The 16545-nt window shown below is 52.5% G+C and carries 15 protein-coding genes and 2 pseudogenes; 7 read left to right on the top strand and 10 right to left on the bottom strand.

Annotation, left to right across the window (positions count from 1 at the left end; translation table 11 throughout):
* The first annotated feature begins 33 nt into the window (after positions 1-33).
* Together BLU01_RS18985 and BLU01_RS18975 are read left to right on the top strand one after the other, a co-directional pair.
* Positions 34-978, top strand: coding sequence for a coiled-coil domain-containing protein (locus BLU01_RS18985; protein ID WP_092278408.1), 945 nt, complete (start codon positions 34-36; stop codon positions 976-978).
* Between the two features lie 220 nt (positions 979-1198).
* Positions 1199-1564 carry a histone-like nucleoid-structuring protein, MvaT/MvaU family gene (locus BLU01_RS18975; protein WP_092278404.1) on the top strand — a complete coding sequence of 122 codons (366 nt, stop codon included), beginning with the start codon at positions 1199-1201 and terminating at the stop codon, positions 1562-1564.
* Positions 1565-1896: 332 nt separating this feature from the next.
* Here BLU01_RS18975 and BLU01_RS18970 read toward each other — a convergent pair whose 3' ends face one another.
* From BLU01_RS18970 to BLU01_RS28345, 3 genes and pseudogenes are all read right to left on the bottom strand, one after another.
* Positions 1897-2436, bottom strand: a complete 540-nt coding sequence (locus tag BLU01_RS18970) for a DUF7673 family protein (protein WP_092278402.1) — start codon at positions 2434-2436, stop codon at positions 1897-1899.
* Between the two features lie 200 nt (positions 2437-2636).
* Positions 2637-3074, bottom strand: a pseudogene (locus BLU01_RS28350) (methyl-accepting chemotaxis protein); the annotation flags it as partial.
* Positions 3075-3173: 99 nt separating this feature from the next.
* Positions 3174-3947 (bottom strand): annotated as a pseudogene (locus BLU01_RS28345) (PAS domain-containing protein); the annotation flags it as partial.
* Between the two features lie 851 nt (positions 3948-4798).
* On the opposite strand from BLU01_RS28345, the gene BLU01_RS18960 reads away from it, so the two are divergent.
* Entirely contained in the window at positions 4799-6808 is a 2010-nt protein-coding gene (locus BLU01_RS18960) for a putative bifunctional diguanylate cyclase/phosphodiesterase (protein ID WP_092278398.1), read from the top strand.
* 328 nt (positions 6809-7136) lie between these two features.
* Here BLU01_RS18960 and BLU01_RS18955 read toward each other — a convergent pair whose 3' ends face one another.
* Together BLU01_RS18955 and BLU01_RS18950 are read right to left on the bottom strand one after the other, a co-directional pair.
* Complete coding sequence (locus BLU01_RS18955) at positions 7137-7391, bottom strand: bacteriocin immunity protein (RefSeq protein ID WP_092278396.1); 255 nt, start codon at positions 7389-7391, stop codon at positions 7137-7139.
* A gap of 7 nt (positions 7392-7398) precedes the next feature.
* Positions 7399-8724 (bottom strand): S-type pyocin domain-containing protein, encoded by a 1326-nt coding sequence (locus BLU01_RS18950; protein WP_092278395.1) that lies wholly within the window; start codon positions 8722-8724, stop codon positions 7399-7401.
* A 1480-nt stretch (positions 8725-10204) separates the two neighbouring features.
* Here BLU01_RS18950 and BLU01_RS27610 point away from each other — a divergent pair.
* The 3 genes from BLU01_RS27610 (at position 10205) to BLU01_RS18940 (ending at position 11807) form a co-directional block, all read left to right on the top strand.
* Positions 10205-10639, top strand: coding sequence for a hypothetical protein (locus BLU01_RS27610; RefSeq protein WP_157720172.1), 435 nt, complete (start codon positions 10205-10207; stop codon positions 10637-10639).
* 287 nt (positions 10640-10926) lie between these two features.
* Positions 10927-11259 carry a hypothetical protein gene (locus BLU01_RS18945; RefSeq protein ID WP_092278393.1) on the top strand — a complete coding sequence of 111 codons (333 nt, stop codon included), beginning with the start codon at positions 10927-10929 and terminating at the stop codon, positions 11257-11259.
* A gap of 2 nt (positions 11260-11261) precedes the next feature.
* Complete coding sequence (locus tag BLU01_RS18940; RefSeq protein ID WP_092278391.1) at positions 11262-11807, top strand: hypothetical protein; 546 nt, start codon at positions 11262-11264, stop codon at positions 11805-11807.
* 370 nt (positions 11808-12177) lie between these two features.
* Here the strand turns inward: BLU01_RS18940 and BLU01_RS18935 are convergent, their stop codons facing one another.
* The 3 genes from BLU01_RS18935 to BLU01_RS18925 all read right to left on the bottom strand — a co-directional run bounded on the left by BLU01_RS18935 (position 12178) and on the right by BLU01_RS18925 (position 14289).
* On the bottom strand, positions 12178-12540 hold the full coding sequence (locus BLU01_RS18935) for a DUF7079 family protein (RefSeq protein ID WP_092281664.1): 363 nt from the start codon (positions 12538-12540) through the stop codon (positions 12178-12180).
* 118 nt (positions 12541-12658) lie between these two features.
* The gene (locus BLU01_RS18930) at positions 12659-13156 is read right to left on the bottom strand and encodes a DUF4411 family protein (RefSeq protein ID WP_092278389.1); all 498 of its coding nucleotides are present in this window, start codon (positions 13154-13156) and stop codon (positions 12659-12661) included.
* Positions 13153-14289 (bottom strand): ImmA/IrrE family metallo-endopeptidase, encoded by a 1137-nt coding sequence (locus tag BLU01_RS18925; RefSeq protein ID WP_092278387.1) that lies wholly within the window; start codon positions 14287-14289, stop codon positions 13153-13155. The genes BLU01_RS18930 and BLU01_RS18925 overlap by 4 nt, the downstream gene beginning before the upstream one ends.
* Positions 14290-14982: 693 nt before the next feature.
* Here BLU01_RS18925 and BLU01_RS18915 point away from each other — a divergent pair.
* Positions 14983-15300, top strand: a complete 318-nt coding sequence (locus tag BLU01_RS18915; protein WP_092278383.1) for a DUF3077 domain-containing protein — start codon at positions 14983-14985, stop codon at positions 15298-15300.
* A 152-nt stretch (positions 15301-15452) separates the two neighbouring features.
* Here BLU01_RS18915 and BLU01_RS18910 read toward each other — a convergent pair whose 3' ends face one another.
* Together BLU01_RS18910 and BLU01_RS18905 are read right to left on the bottom strand one after the other, a co-directional pair.
* Positions 15453-15821: a PH domain-containing protein gene (locus tag BLU01_RS18910; RefSeq protein WP_092278381.1), complete on the bottom strand. Its 369-nt coding sequence runs from the start codon at positions 15819-15821 to the stop codon at positions 15453-15455.
* Between the two features lie 32 nt (positions 15822-15853).
* Positions 15854-16342, bottom strand: coding sequence for a hypothetical protein (locus BLU01_RS18905; protein WP_092278379.1), 489 nt, complete (start codon positions 16340-16342; stop codon positions 15854-15856).
* Between the last annotated feature and the right edge of the window lie 203 nt (positions 16343-16545).

Raw genomic sequence — 16545 nt, 5'->3', positions numbered from 1 at the left:
AACCCACATTCGAATTAGACAGAGGCAAGACAAATGAACGAGATTCAAGAGCTGAAAAACAGTCGCGACCAACTGCTGAGCGAGGCAGAACGACTGCACGCCGAAATGCTGCCACTTGAGGCCGTACTGGAAAGTGAAGACCTCATCGAGCCGGATCGCAAGCGCGAACTACGGAACAAGTACGACGAGCTGAAACGGAATTTTGATTCCCGCAACAACAATGCCGATCTTCTAAATCGGAAGATCATCCGCCGTGAAGACCTCGCCAATTGCGATTCCTTGATGGTGGGTTACATCGAGGCGATGGATAACTGGAAAGCGGATGAGCAGGAGCTCAACGAAAAGCGGCAGAGCCTCAGCACCCGCCTGGCACAGATCCAACAACAAGCAGTTGAGGACATGGCCAAAGCCCGTCAGGCCGAAACGGACGCAGCCACTGCGTACGCGCAGGCCGTCGCTTGGGGCGACACCGAAGGCGAGCAGACCGCCAACGCCGACGCACAAAAGGCCGCGAAGAATCTGACAGCCGCCGCCGAACATAACCGTCGGCAACACCTGATCATGGCTGCTCTGGAGCAGGAGCTGGTCACCGTAGATAAATACATCGCCGAAGCACAAGAAAAGCATCAAGGGATAGAACGTACCGCGCTCTGGCTTTCGCAGACAGTGCTGGAGGAGCAATGGAACGAGGCCGCAAAAGCGTTGTTAGAGGTGGGTGGCAAGCTGTGGGCCAACTACAACCTGCTGGGACATGACCCGGTAGGGCTTATGAAACTGGCCGTACCCGAGCGAGGCGAAAATCATGGGCGGTGGGGGTGGCACGAGCTAATAGACCGCTCTCGTCAATACAGCGCGCGGGACTTAGTCCAGCTCAACAGTCTGCCAATACCGCGACAGCCCGAAGATCTGAGCAATGCAGAACAACGCAAGGATGAACACAATGAACAAGCCACTACAGAACAGCGCGAGCTGGTCTGACACACTCAATACTCGGAAGGCTTACCTCAATGCCCTGCTAAAGACCATTAACGCGGGAGCGGGTCAAACCAATCAGATACAAACACTGACCATCAACGCGATTAACGCGGAAATGGCGCATATTGAGAGCCAGCTGAATCGCCGGAAATAGCGCTGATTTTGTAACGAGCACAACCTATCTTAATAACCACGCATGACCACTCTGAGCAAAGGAAACACAATGTCCAAAATCGCAGAATTTCGCCAACTGGAAAAACATCTCGCCGAGCAACTCCAGGCACTGGAAGCACTGAAAGGTGATGAAGGTCTGAAGAAAGAAATCGAGTTCGACACAAAGCTGCGCAAGCTGCTCGAGCACTATGGCTTCAGCCTGAAGCACATCATCAATTTGTTGGATCCGCAGCCAACGGCTCGTCGCCAAGCCGCAGCTCCGGCCGCCAGCATACGCAAGCCACGCGAACTGAAGATCTACAAAAACCCGAATACCGGTGAAGTCATCGAAACCAAAGGTGGGAATCACAAAGCTTTGAAAGAGTGGAAAGAAGAACACGGCGCCGACGTCGTCGAGGGATGGCTGAAGAAGTAAAAATAGCTTCACCTGAAAAAGGGCCCAGTCGGGCCCTTTTTGTTGCTGGCCCATAACCCAAAAATATCCACGTTGTCTGATAGCTTGGTGGCGACAATGTTCCGCAATTATAGCTTTCCCCGCGAGAGGGATTAACGAAAGTCTTCGGCCATATCGACCTTCGCGAAAGGCTGCTATCGGCCAAAAGCTGCCCTTCGCGAGACCGCACACGAACCTCTCATTCCGATGATTGAACGGAGGCTCACGAAGAGGCCCCCGCACCTGGCATAAGTTTGGGGGCCTTTTGAACATAAGCGACGTTATTGGTAACGCCTGATTGGAAAACACGTCATTCAGGCAGAGTCGCCGAACGCAGTCCCTAGGATCGCCGCCAGATCCCGCAACGGGTAGTGAAAGTCGCTAATCTCACAGCCATCGCAGTGTTCCAACGGAACGTGGGCATTGCTGGGCAATTGGGTGGCCAGGCAATAACTACAGCGTACGGCTTCGTCACTCATAAGCCACCTGTCATTCCACAGTCCCAGCGCAAAATTGCTTGTCGCCCTATCATCCACCGGCGACGCCAAATCGCGATTTAAAGTCATACTCCACCTTGCCAAGCGCTGGACAGCGCTTCCACTGGCGCCCGGGCTGCCAAATTGTTCGGCGAAAACTTTATTATTGTTCAGCCACGTAAATAGCTGGGCGCATGCGCGGGTGATCTCTGGATCCAACCCCCACAAGTCGGTCACGGCGGAGCGAACATCCCTTCCGGCGTTCCACAAGGTGAATAGAAAACTGGCTACCATGCGGCCCTGCTTGGTGTCGTTCTGAGCGGCAATCATCAGTTTCTCAAATGCCTGTTGAGTTTCTGGATCGAGAGTAAGTGACACAGCGTAATTTCCTTCTTACGTGAGCGATGGACGTGCGTAGAGCCGTTATGTGGGGGGGCTGGTGAATCCCTTGTCAGCAGCCTGCTTTCCGGTCAGACCTAAAAAAGGCCCTACCTCTAATTTAAGTGTAGGAGCCTTTTTGACAAAAGCGACGTTAAAATAGGTGAACGTGACGCTAATGAGTTTGGCCCCTACAGCCTTTATTTAAGCTGACTGGCGAAACGACCTACTGCGCTCACCACTTGCTTTGCACCCTCCTGAATCTCAACGATAACCAAGCCCGCTTGGTTCGCTAATTTCAGACCTTGCTCCGCTTGTTGCTTACTGCTTGCCATGTCCTGTATCGCTTTATTTACCAAGTCTTGGTTCTTGCCCACAACAGTGACAATCTCTTCTGTTGCAGCGCTAGTACGCCCCGCTAACTGCCTAACCTCATCGGCGACCACTGCAAACCCTCGACCTTGCTCTCCTGCTCGAGCAGCTTCTATCGCAGCATTAAGCGCTAATAGATTTGTTTGTTGTGCGATGCTTCCAATAGTTTGAACCATTGAGCTAATAAGCAGAGATTGTTTGCCCAGATCCTCGATACCCTGAGAAGCCGAGAGCATTACCTTTGATATACGCTGCATCGTGTCGACAGTTTCTCGAACTACCGAGGCTCCCTCCTGAGCAGTAGCATCGGTTTTCTGGGATATTTCGTAAGCGATACTAGCTGCGTCATTGACTTCTGCTTCGCGATTCACTTGATCAGTGATGACCGTGGCGAATTTCACGAATTTATAGAGTTTGTTTTGTGCGTCATACACAGGATTGTATGAGGCCTCTAGCCATACGGTAGCGCCATGGCTATTGATACGTTTGAAGCGACCGGTGGCAAACTGCCCCCTATTGAGTGAGTTCCAAAACTCAGTATAAGCCGGCATTGACGTTTCTTCAGGCTCACAAAAAATCCTATGATGTTTCCCCTTGATCTCATCAATTCTGTAATCCATAACTCTCAAAAATGGTTCATTCGCGCTCAATACCACACCATTAAGATCGAATTCAATCACTGCAGTCGAGCGGGACAATGCGCTTATCAATGCCTCATTTTCACGTGCTAAATTCATCGAATTGGTAATGATATTCCCAAAACATTTTATATTTATTAATTTCCCACTTGCGTCTCGGATAGGCTGCCAGACACCTCTTATCCATGCCAAGCTACCGTCGCCATGTAAAAAACGATAGTTATCACTAACCGAAGTTCCGTTCTTTACAGCGCTACGTAAATTTTTATAACATGGCAAGTCCACCACGTAGGCCGGAACAATCTCGCCGAGAGGGCGGCCTATATCTTTACTAGTGTAACCAAGCTCGCTGAGAAACTTTGAATTAGCATCTATAATTATAAAGTTCTCGTCAACTGTCAGCGCCATGGTTTCCTCATTAAGCGCATCAATTATCTGCTTATAGATCGCTAACTCTTTTTTGTTTTGCTCTAGTTCATTTCTTATAGCGCTATTAAACATGACTAACGTCCTTGATATTCAGCTGGTACTAGGCTATGTATTTATTTTTCCTGCATGAAGCTTTATGTATAGCGCAAAATATCTGCTTTGGACATTAGACTGAGAAAAGACGTCCCCCACCACAAACGTTCGCATTATTGCCATATTTTTACTGAAATGAGTAAATCTGCCCTCCTCGAAAGGCTGCTTCTGGCCGGTTGCTGCTCGTGGCGAAGGGCTGCAACCGACCCACACCCGCCCTCCGCGAAAAATAGCATTTCGGCGAAATGCCGATGTCGGGACAGTCAAAGAGTTCATTAAATGGGTAAAAACTCATTAATGAATCAGCTGAGACTTTGGAGGCGCTCACGATATTTCTGGTTGGATCCGTGCATTTTAGTACAGTCGGTGGGAGGGAATAGTGCTTTTTAGGAGTTCTTTCATCCTCGGAAAATTTTTCTATCAGTAGAGGACTATGCGTAATTAACTTATTACGAAAAAATACAGGATGACAACTCACGGAAATGTTTCCAAAAATCCTCAGTTCAAATATCAACGGAATAAATTATAAGAAATAACTTGCAGTTCTAGAATGAGAGTCGCATTCGGTCCGTTTGTCCGTTGGTCTCCAGAATACGGCTTAAGTCCAATAGAATCCATGGCGTAGACAAAATAGGTTTTGGGGGTTGGAATTAATCTAAATAAAAACTATTAATAAATGACTCTTATCAAATAGTTATTATTAATTGCAATGAATATCATGCGAAAAATTTCGCAGCATTTCAGCGTTAATTGCATTCTTCGTCTAAACTTAAATTTTGGTGGAAATTGCCAATAAGAATGGAATCATTCACGACTACGTGAGGTAACGCATGAGCAATTTACCGCCGGCAGGTTCGCAGGTTCCTGAAACCCTTGTGCAAGTGAGTGACACGCCTAATTTCCTCCGTTGGAGTAAAGCAATTCCCAGTAAGTGGGCGCGCCATGGTCTGGTTGGCGTGCTGCTAGTAATTAGCAGCTTCGCGGTATGGTCTTCCATTACCACCGGACGTCTGGGGGAGCAGGCGATTGCCTCGAGCGTTCTGTCTGACCACTACTCAGCGGCTGCGACTGCCGTGCTGGCCCTCGAGTCTTTAGAACACAAGTATCGGCTGGACCCCGGGCCTTCCATATTGCATAACTTCAACGATAGCCTAGCTCAACTCGGCACTGCGCTAGAGCGTGTTCACCGCTCCGGAACGCCTCCCGACCATCTGCTTGTCGAGGATGTTCGCACGTCACTGACTCCCTATCTGGAAAGCATCTACAAAATGTTCGATGCCGTAGATCATGGAGATGCCTTGCGGGCGCGCCGCATTGACAGCGAGGAGGCCGACCCGCTGTTCGAAAAGATTGAAAACGCCGTCCTGCAAGCAGCAGCCGCTCACCACCAGGAGTCGATCGTGGCGCTGGAGAAGCTGCGTTCACGGGAGTCCTTCAACGCCAGTACCACGCCCATCGTTTTTATCGCGGGACTGCTATTGGCCGGCTTGTTCGCCGAAGTGCTGCGGCGCACACGATTCGAACTCGACAGTCAACGCAAGAACGCCTTGCACGCTTCGTTGCATGACAAGCTGACAGGGCTCGCCAACCGAACACTGCTGGCGGACCGTTTCGAGCAGGCGATGCGCCTTGGCCGTCGCCAAGGGTCAACCACGGGCCTGTTGCTTATTGACCTGGATCGGTTCAAGGAAGTCAACGACACCCTGGGGCATCACTATGGAGACCGCCTGCTCGACCTGATCGGCAAGCGACTGATCAACGAAGCTCGGGAAATCGACACGGTCGCCCGGTTGGGTGGCGATGAGTTTGCAATTTTGCTTCCCTGCGTCGAAGGCTTGGAAGGCGCGTTGAAAGCAGCGCAACGGCTGCATACGGCGATTACCGCAGCGTTCGAAATCGATGGGGTCGAACTGGATGTCGAGGCCAGCTTCGGGGTAGTGGTGTCCGGGCTGCACGGTGACGATCCATCGACGCTCCTGCAGCGTGCCGACATCGCTATGTATGCCGCCAAAAAACAGGGAAAGTGTGTCCTCGCCTACGACCCGGGAACGGATCGGCGTTCTCCGGAACGCCTGGCCATGCTTGGCGAACTACGGCGAGGTCTGGAGCGCCGCGAATTGTTCTTGGAGTACCAGCCCAAGGTCAGCCTGAGCACAGGAAAAGTGACTGGCGTCGAAGCCTTGGTGCGCTGGCAGCATCCAGTGCGCGGCCTGGTGAATCCGGATGAGTTCATTCCGTTTGCCGAATTGACCGGGATCATCGGCACCCTGACTCAATACGTGCTGAACCTCGCGCTGTCCCAGGCGCGGGCCTGGATTGATGCGGGGCTATGCATACCGGTCGCCGTGAACATTTCTGCACGCAACCTGCTGGACGACAAATTGGTGGTTCAGATAATCGATCTGCTTGAGCATTATAATCTGACGCCGAACATGCTCATGCTCGAAGTGACCGAGTCCGCGATCATGCTCGATTCCTACGCGGCCCGGACCATCCTGAGACAGTTACATGGGATGGGCATCCACATCGCCATCGATGATTTCGGCGTCGGCTACACGAGCCTGGCTCAGTTGAAGGATTTGCCCATCAGCGAACTCAAGATCGACAAATCCTTTGTACTGGCGATGCAAAGCGATCAAGCCAACGAGCTCATCGTACGGAGCGTCGTCGATCTGGGTCACAACCTTGGCATGACGGTCATTGCTGAAGGCGTAGAAACTGCCGACGTGCTCGATGCGCTGGGCGATTATCATTGCGACATGGCCCAAGGGTTTCATGTCTGCCGACCGGTAAGTGCCGAAGCGTTCACGCAGTGGTATGTACAGCGAGAGCGCAAGTAGCTCGATCGCGTTTCACCATTAAAAAATTCTCGCCGATTTCGGCCTGCCACGTTCGGCGCATTCGAACGGCTCCTAAACCACAAATACCGGTCACTGTCCGTTATTGGCCGCTATCTGCCGGTCGCGACAGAGAGTCGTCCGCGAAACGGATGCACCTCCCTTGCAGGGGGATCGGGTGCATTAACGCGAGCGTGAATGCACTGTCTGCTGCCGCTGTTGCCACCAGTGCGCCCTACCCCAATCCGTGCATGTTGCAATCCTTCTGAATAAACGCAGCATTTACCGGGTGGTCTGGCAGCTAACGTCGCGTAATGGGCCAGGATCTGAATCAGTCCTCTTTGAATGCCGATAGCCCGTTAGCAGCGCGCCATTCCTTCACCGTCTTAGTGATACCTTCGGCAGAGTTGTCTGCACCGGGTTCTGGGTGAAAAATAAGGTCGTAACCATCTGGATGGCCCGCGAGCTTGCTGAACTGCACAAGCAATTCACCTAGCTCATCGTCCGTGCCGCCCTTGTTAACGACTCGTATGTTTTTGATGAAGGCGATGAATTCGACTTCGGTAAAATCAGAAATATCTTCCATGTTGTGCCTACTTTCTCTTGTGAAGGTCAATGTGGTTTCGTGGAGTATTCACCCTCAAGTTATCCGCGTCGTACACCGCCCCACCGTCTACGATTCGTTCGACATGGTGTATTTCGAACGTCACTCGTTTTCCTACCGAATCTCTGAATCGAACCGTAGGCGCATTACCAGTTAGCACACGCGCCTGATCGTCCTCGCTCAGTTGGCTGAGTAACTCCGGATCGTTACTTACAGCTTTCCAAAAAGCCCGCCTGAAGCTATCGAACGTTCCGAAACTTTGGCCTCGCAATGCGTCCGCTATCCGCGTAGGGATCGGCGCACCTAGCCCGACACTAGCATCTGCGAGCCAGACACCTGTTACATCCTCGCCCCTCCCTGTAGCTATCCCCGGCGCATGACGGGCACTGATAACGATGTATAGCGGCGAGATACCGGAGTCAGGCGGGAACACAAGGATGAAGTCTTTGTATTCATCGGGGTAGATCGGGCTGACGATGATGTTATCTGCCTGTTCCGTAGGCGGATAAATCCATATTTGGGGTGTTTGGGGTGCGCCCTCTAACGGTGGAATTCCTGAGGTGCTGGATGGGTCAATGGCTGGCGTCCAAATCAGCGTTACCCCGTTGCCAAAATCTGCCACCTGCTGAGAACTTTGCTCAACGAATTGCACCACCGGAATCATCTCCCAGTCGGCGCGCTTCTGAGTGTTGTACCCGTATCCCTTCAAGGTGCCATCTGCTTGCTGTTCGACATGTATCCGAACGCGTGTGCGGCCTTCTTTAAGGGATTTGAGCTGCTCGTCTGTATACAGGCTGCTATCGCCCAGGCTCGACGGCCACATCATGGCAACAATACCTGCCAAAGTACCTGCAGCCACACCCGCAGTGAGAACCCCGGTTCCACCAGCCGCCCCAGTTGCAGCAGATTCAGTGGCTACAGCAGCACCAGCAGTGCACAAACCACCACAGGAGACAGTAGCGGCTGATGCGGCAACCCCGCCTAAAATAAGTGTTCCCAGCGTTGCAGGTAGTGAACCGCTGATTTTCTTGAGTGGAATGTTTCCCTGTGCGTCCGTTTCATGGCCACCGAGAATGGCTAACTCACCGTAATTGCCTACCTTCTCAACAGGGATGAAGCCAGACGGCTTTTTGTGATCGATCACACCGTCAGGCAGATCGCAGCTCTTGGCGAACACACATCCCAAACTGTTTGGTTTGGGGTGGTCTTTGGTGGGAATGTCCTTGTACTCAGCCCAACGCCGGGCATGAGTGTCTTCAGGTTCTACACCGCTGTAGCGGAGGCCCTTGGGCGCGTTTGGCACGTAGCCGCTCAATCCTTGATTCCTTTTCTGTGTATGTGCAATTCCTTAGATCGCAAATGATACCCGGTACAGCCCGCCCCCATGAATGCCGGCAGAAGGCCATAGGGATGCATAGATAACCTTCGTAGGATTAATTGGACTTACCGCCGATCCGTGATGGGAGAACAGATCTCGTTTTGCTCGGTTGATCGATCAGCGCCATGCCCGCCAGTAACACGATCAGGTATGAAGAGAAAGCAAAAAGCACCTGTATTTGGCTGTCCGCTCAATGAGTCGCTCAGTGCCGTGGGACCGGATGCGGACCATGTCCGATTAAGCACGCAAGCTAAAAACGTTACACCTTTTGTAATTGTTACACCGAGAACCTCAGAAAGCGCGAGCAAGTGTAACGCTTACTTTATTCAATAAAATCAATAGTTTGAATTGAACCGCTACACCTGTAACACCAGTTACACGTCGTTTTCTGTACATCCGCCCCGCCCCCCTTAGGCAACGCGTTCCACCAGCGAAGATATTCCCTCAGAAGCCGGGGGCCCCTGAGCGAATGAGAGAGACACGGGGTCGGAAACCCGCGTGATCGTGTTAGCGGAAAAGTGCACAGCTTAGTGAACAGGTGAACCCGGTGAACTGCTGTTCACCTGTGCATTTGCCCTATCCCTTGGTAGCTCGCTGGGGACCCTGGGCATTTCGAATGGGTACGGGGCAAAGAACCCGCGTGATCTCGGTAGGGGCTGATTTTTTTACATTGGTTGACAGGTTGACCGGTTGACGGCCCAAGGTGTCCATAATCATCAACACAAAAGACCATCGTTACCGGTGCGGTAACGATGGCCTTTTTTCAGCAGAATTCTTTCGATTTCAATGGCTGAAATTTCAGTAACTTTGAAATCCTTCCACTAACGCAGTCCCGCGGGTTTCCGACCCCGTGTTGAGATAAAAGCCTCAGGGGCCCCGGCAGCTTTTTGTAGGACTGAAGCATGTTAAGTTACGGAAAGACTACGATTTTTGGAGAGGCAGGATGGAATCAGCTCGGGATAGGTACACAAAGGAAATTGTAGAGGCTGAAGACTTATGGATGCTTCCACACGTTGACCGGGATGGCTATGAATGTAGCGGGTGCAAGAAGCCCGTTTACCCGGCGTCGTATCTCAAAACTAATCTAAAGCGGCCGCACTTCAGCCTATTCCCTAAAACGGATCATGTAGAGGGTTGCGACGTAGATGGGGAACGGAAAACGGTTGCAAGCGGGCGCAAAGGCAGCGTTCGCAATGAATTGGAAACGAGCCCAGGCTTGTCCCCTTCGAGATTGATCCTTAAGGACGAACGTACTTCAGTAGACCCTACCTTGCCGAAGTCACCTGCACAGACTGGTAGCAAGAGCACCACCCGTACCAATTCGGATGATGGTACGACGAGGCCAGCCGGGCGAAGACCGTCCAACACGATCCGGCCGATTTGTCGTGCGTTCATCAATTTCCCCTTCGACAGAAACATGTCATTAGACATTCCCGGGATCGAGGATAAGACGTATCTGACTGCCTTTAAAAAATTGGGGGCTGCAAACGCAGGCATCGAGCAATTTTCTCGTTCAAAAGTTTTCTATGCGGAGCTTGCCTGGGCAAAGGCTCAAGCAATAGATGATTCATTGGTGATCCAGCTTTCTGCTGGTGAATGGAACTCCGAGCGACAGCTAGTGCGCAAATACATGCTTCGCATCTGTTGGTCCCAGTGGTCCAATTACAAACGGACGAAGGTACAGAATGAGATGGAGGTCGTGCGCGAGGAAGGTATCAAGGAGAAAAAAAGCAAATCCAAAAAACGCGCCTACGCATTTTTCATCGGAGAGCAAGACGAACAAGATCCGACTTATTTCAACGTCACCGATCATCGCCTCATCTGCGGGCTGGTCGCTGAACTCAGCTGGTAAGCACCGAGCTGATCGGGCATCATCAGGGCAGCAAAACTGAATTTGTATCCCTGCTTGTATCCCTAGGTGCATAACTTAGCTGCAAGCCACGGATTATATGGATGCCTACAGTCTCCCTCGGGCACCAAAATTAAGAAAGGTCTTGCTTTGCAAGGCCTTTTTTTTCGCCTGTAGAAAAGTGGATTGGCGGTGATTCGCTCCCTGAGGTGCTGGCCGGCGAGATTTTCAAGTCTCGCTTGCGCACCCCGCCCCTGAACCGCTCGGCTGATAAATCGAGGATTCACTCAATGGAACTGCTGCTGGAAACTGTCGCCCTTTTCGCACTTAAGCTGGCTTATGAGACCGAGGATGGGAGCCCGATACTGCGGGACGATCCGATCATGAGTGATTACGAGCGCGAGGTTTTTGGGTTGCTGGTGCGGCGGGGGGATGTTGAGGGGATTCGGTTTCGGGTGATGCATTGTGTTGGTGTGGCGCTGGAGGCTATCGGTGGTGTTGATACGCCGCTGGGTCGGGAGTTGGATCGGTTGGCTACTGATTTTGGTAATGTGCGGACGATGGTGGAGTTTGAGGCGCCGCTGGTTGCGTTAAAGGACTATCTGAAAGACATACAGTGGTGAGCATGCCCCTTGCACAACGGGCGTTTCCATCTTGTCTTGAACGAGAGGCGAAGGCTCTCGATCAGGTTATGGGCCGGTTTCGTCAGGCGCGATTGGCGACGGATCGATTCATACAGGTCAGCGTAGGTAGAGACGAGTTATTCATTCCCTACCGGGTTTATGACCAGAGTTATGACGGCGTCTTTGCCCACCTGACTGAAACTCAGAGCATTTTGTATTCCTGTCTTTTGACGCGACACCACGATGGCCATGTGCGCCAACAACATTTGGAACGGGTTATCTCAATCCGTGAAGCATGGGTGGTTCCGTTTGTGATGCAGCTGACGGGTGAGTACGTTATCCAGATTCTTGAGACAGTCGAGGCGCATCTGCCGACGCTTGACCCGGAGCTTTACGGTCGGTTCGTTCGGGATAATCAGGCGTACTTCCAAACGACGGAAGCACGCATGATCAGTTATTGGGATTGCTACTACCGACGTCTATATAAATATCCATCTGACTATGTCGGGCTTCGCGTGTTTGCCAAACTTCTTGAGTTTTCGAGATAGATGGCACCCGCATGGACTCATGCCAGAGTGTGTACGGAACAGTTTTGGAGGGGCTAGTGTAGGTAACTTCCATGTTCCACAAACAAGAAGGCCCGAACGTAATGCCGGACTAAGCCAGCACCAGAGGATCGGGCGCAATTTGGATGAATGCTGCCGTAGCCTGATGACTATGTCAAATCCGCATGTTATATAAAACTCAATAAACACTGGGCTTAAAGCGGATGCGACAGACGAGACAGCGCGCTTATGCGCAGCCTAGAATAGTGAAGTAGAAATTGTTGTCAGGGGGGGTCCGAGAGTGCGGTAGGAATATTCTCTTCGATACCAAGATCAGGTTTCCGGAGACCACAACATACAAGAACGGGACGGATTATTGTTCTAACCTTTTAAGAATCTCCGCCCAAACATACCCGTAGTTATATTTCAGCCAGCGTACAAGCACCTTATCAAACAACCTACGGAACCCATTATCCTCGCGGGCTAGACGCCTTTCTTCGATCATCGCATTGAGCGAGTCTGGATCGAAGCCGGTCCAGACAGTAGGCACTGCAGCCGCAATATTAGTGAAGCAAACGGGCGCCACTTCTGAATAGAGGATTTCGTAAAGTGTTTGATGGCCCACTCCGCTGACTTGCTCGGCGATGTAGTCGTAATCAACTGGAAAATCATTAAACGGCTCTGATAGAGCGGCTCTGACGCGTGTCAGTTCGGTTTGGCTTAGAGGATAGTTCAAACTGAGATCCCTCACATTTCTCATAAATCACCTCATCGCGCCGATGGTGTCTTAAACCATCGCGCAAACCAGGCAGCTGACCGAAGTAACACAAACCTCAGCAAAAATACAAACCATATCAAGCAGGCAAAACAAACCTGGCCTCAAGCCTGTGCAACAGCTCAAACGTATTCAGAAACTCAACACCTAATTCCCTGCAAATATTGGGAATAATAAATTTTCGCTTCGCATCAAGATTTAATACTTCATGCGTAACAACCACCGCCCCTGTAGTCATCGCTTTCGCAATCAGCCAGGGATCAGCACCCGCTAAAAACTCTTCCATGGCGCCGATTTTCATTCTGTGCGCCCGATCTGCTACAAGCTCGGCAATTTGCCCGAAGGCCAGTTGCGTCTCTTCATCTGTAGTGGAATGAAAGAAACCGGAGTTACCTTTCGCCCAGCCCGCCAAATCGTCATTGCCTTTGGTCAGCTCTTCCATAACCGGCGTAATACTGGCTAACGCCAATGCTTCATTTTTGAGTAACAGCCATTGCCAAAATCCAGGACAGATTGCCATCCCGTAGTAACGATTCTTTGCTTCGATCAGCGTGTTAGCGTCGAGTAAATGATTCATTCCGAGATCTTATTGGCGAGGGTCCTTAATTTGGCAGGTTGCACACCGAGCAAATTCCCTGCCTCGCGTAGCAGCATCCTGCCGCTCATTGCTTCAGTCAGCACTGCCTTGCTCAGGCGCGGACTGTTTTTTGCGGTGGCGTTACGGTAGTAGTCGCCCGCGCCACCCTTTTCATTCTGGAAAGCCTTGAGGATCATTCGATAGTAAGCGCTGTATTGTGCTTGGCTTATGTAACCCAAATCACAGGCGCGGCGACCGATCGCTAATTTACTGATGTGAAACCGAGTGGCTAGCGGCGCCAGGTTCTCTTCCCAATCTATTTCTGCGTTCCACAGCGCGCGGAATTGGACTTCAGGGGCGAGAAACTCACCGGCCACTGCGTTGCAGAATCGTTCTTCGTCACGACCATTTGCGCTGTTTCCGTCCGATACGCCACTGCTACCTATCCAGATATGGGCAAGTTCGTGGAGTAAGGTGAAGAGCCTGGCAGTGGGAGCATCGGAACTATAAATAAATACCACTGGCGCGAAGACATTGCTGATCGCAAAACCGCGGAATTCGCTGACTTCAAGTTTGCGATGAGTACTGCCCAGCGCAATGCCGCTGCGCATGACCAATAGGCCCGCCGCCTCTGCTGCTTCAATCAAGGCGCGGGTGTACTTGTCGTAATCCAGTCGAGCGATGTCGGGGTGAACGCCCAATGTCTGGCGGATATCGGCCACCACTTCTGCGACGCTGGAGCGGCTGTTGAAACGGCCGACAAATGCCAGCGGCTGATGCTCTTGGTGTTGCAGGTATTCCAGGTACCAGTCTCGTTTGCGAATGGAATCTCTCACGGTGTCCAACAGTTCCAGACTGGGACGTTGCGGAGCAATTCCACCGACGGTGCGCAGGTCCGGCAACGGCAGTTGTTCGGCGGGAGGTTGCTTGAGGAACAGGAAGCCGAACGGGATGTGCGCGAGGCTCGCCCACTTCTGCGCTTGTAGGAATGTTGGCTTGGCCTCGCCCGCCTCCCACTCTTCGACGCGATCCGGTTTAACTGGCAGCTTTTTAGCGACCTGCTCGGTGGAGAGGCCGGCGCGCTCACGCGACCATGTGAGCAGGCTTGGATTGACGAGCGCGGCTTGGCTCATAAGGTTGCAGACAAAGCAGATGGGGCCAGCAGACGTTCTACCGCATCCTTCGCAGAGGCAGCCGATTGACGCTGGTTCCAGATATCTGTCATTGCCTTTCTCCTTGGCTGTTTAAGTTGGGTTGCAGCGAATGAAGATTAGTCGAGAAGCTGAACTACCGACGATTGGAGCGCGGGATTATGGGGTAAATGCCCATCGAGCCGAAGCGTAAATATGTAACCCAAGACCAATGGTATTAACCTGTTTCAGCGCGTTTCGGACGCCAGTATTTACTGGGGTTGAGCACAATCACCCAGGTTTTCGAAGGTTGCGCTAAGAAGATCTCCACGATAACCTCCCCACCGTCGCTGCCAATTCAGCGACCGGGTGTGGTAACCCGTGTTATTCAAGGCGCTACAGCGCCCCATCACGATTGCAGGCGCTTTTTTTGTGCCTGCACGCGTGAGTTATGGCAGCTGTGCGTGGGACGTCTTCGGACGTGCCGGTTTCCTTGATTCCCGGTTTACCACCCTGCGCACAGCTGTCACCCATTCGTGTGGTAACGAAAGCGTGGCAGCTCCCGACATCAAGGACGTTGACCATGAAAACCACCAGCAATCCGTACAAATTTTGCCCTTCCCCACTACGCAATCCCCGATCGCGTATCGCCTCACCCGCCCTACCCCTTTGCCTCTCCACCACCGGAGAAGCCCAATGACTAACCCATCCGAGCTCAAAACCATCGGCCTCACTCCGGCCATTTACTGTTCCGATCAACCGCTGTTCCACATTACTCGCGGCGTGCCCATGGTCGACGCGTTGGCGATGGCTTCGGACTTTCTGTCCCTGGCTAAAGCGCTGACTAAGGATGCGGCTTATGCCAGCCATCCCGACCGGCAGGCGTGGGCGGCGCATTATTTGACGTCGTTGAGTAAGGCGGTGGTTGATGATGCGGTGAAAGTGATGGAGCGGGATCGGGATCGAGCGGGGACTGTGGCGCCGGAGCGGGCGGCGGAGGTGGTTGGGGGGTAGCCATTGGGGGATGGGGTTGCTTGCGAGGGGGTGTCAGTCGGGTTCGGTGTTGGCTGATGTATCGCTTTCGCGAGCAAGCTTTGCTCCCACAGATGTCGCCCCACCCCTATAGAGTATTTAGCCCCGAGTTTTCGGGGCTTTTTGCGTTGGGGTCAGAGCACGTGTTGGGAGATGAGTTTGGAGATGGCGACCGTTGATGTTCTGCCGGTGAATTCGAATTTCACTTTGCCCAGCGACGAGAAGTAGATCTCCAGCTCTGAATCCAGATCGAAGGTGCCGGAGGTTTCCACCGAGTACGCGACGATGTTTTTGTACGGCAGCGAGGTGAAGTCTTTTTTGCTGCCGGTGATGCCCTGCACGTTGACGGCGATGATGCGTTTGTTGGTGAACACGACGCCGTCGCGCATGGATTTGTAAGAGTCGATGACATGTTCGCCGTCGAGCAAAAGGTCGGACACGCGTTCGGCGTATTCCTCGTTCTGCTTGAGTTTGAAGAATCCCTTGTTGTTGAAATCAATCATGTGCCGCTCCTGTTGTTGAAGTGCTGTGCTGGCTATTCAATCTGAATCGGTCCCTTGGTGCCGGCATCGCTGTCCATCCAGTAATCCTGGTTTTGCAGGCGCCGGTCGCCCTGGAGGGTGAAGAGGAATTTGCCGTGGCGGAACTGCAACGTGCCGTCGGTGCGCTTGGCGTTGACGCGTTCGCCGTTGACCCAAACCTGTTCCTTGGCATCGATGCGAATCGTCGCGACGGTTTTGCCCGCCTCACTTTTGGCCACCCACTGCCCGGCGTAAGGCGTTGGCGTGGTTGCGGTGTCTGCGGCGGGGTCGGTGGCGGGGTCGGTGGCGGATTCCAGGGCGGGATTGGTGAAACCGGCCTTGGCGTTTTCCGCTTTGCTCTTGTGGATATCGCAGCCCTGGGCTTCGCTGACTTGCGTGCAGCCGGATTGCTCGAGTTGCTTGCGGTATTTGTCGTTGATGGCGTAGGCCGGGGCTTGCGCGGCGATCAGGATGACCAGCGCCGGCAGGATGGCTTTGTTCATGTGGGTTCCTCTGCGATCTCGTCGGGTTGCATCGTACGTTGACTATAGACAGCGGGTGCGCCGCGCTTGTGCCACAAAACATTTCCGACAACCCACGGCTTTGCCTGCGCTCTTCTAGACTTAACGCGAGGTCGTGGAAAGAACCGAGCACGTCGCTTTTGTGCAGTTGAATTGAAAGCGCCGTGGCAAGCTGCGATTTATGC

Source organism: Pseudomonas prosekii (genome assembly GCF_900105155.1).
Taxonomy (GTDB): Bacteria; Pseudomonadota; Gammaproteobacteria; order Pseudomonadales; family Pseudomonadaceae; genus Aquipseudomonas; species Aquipseudomonas prosekii.
The sequence above is the reverse complement of the archived record's forward strand: the minus strand, read 5'-3'. Positions and strand labels throughout refer to the sequence as shown.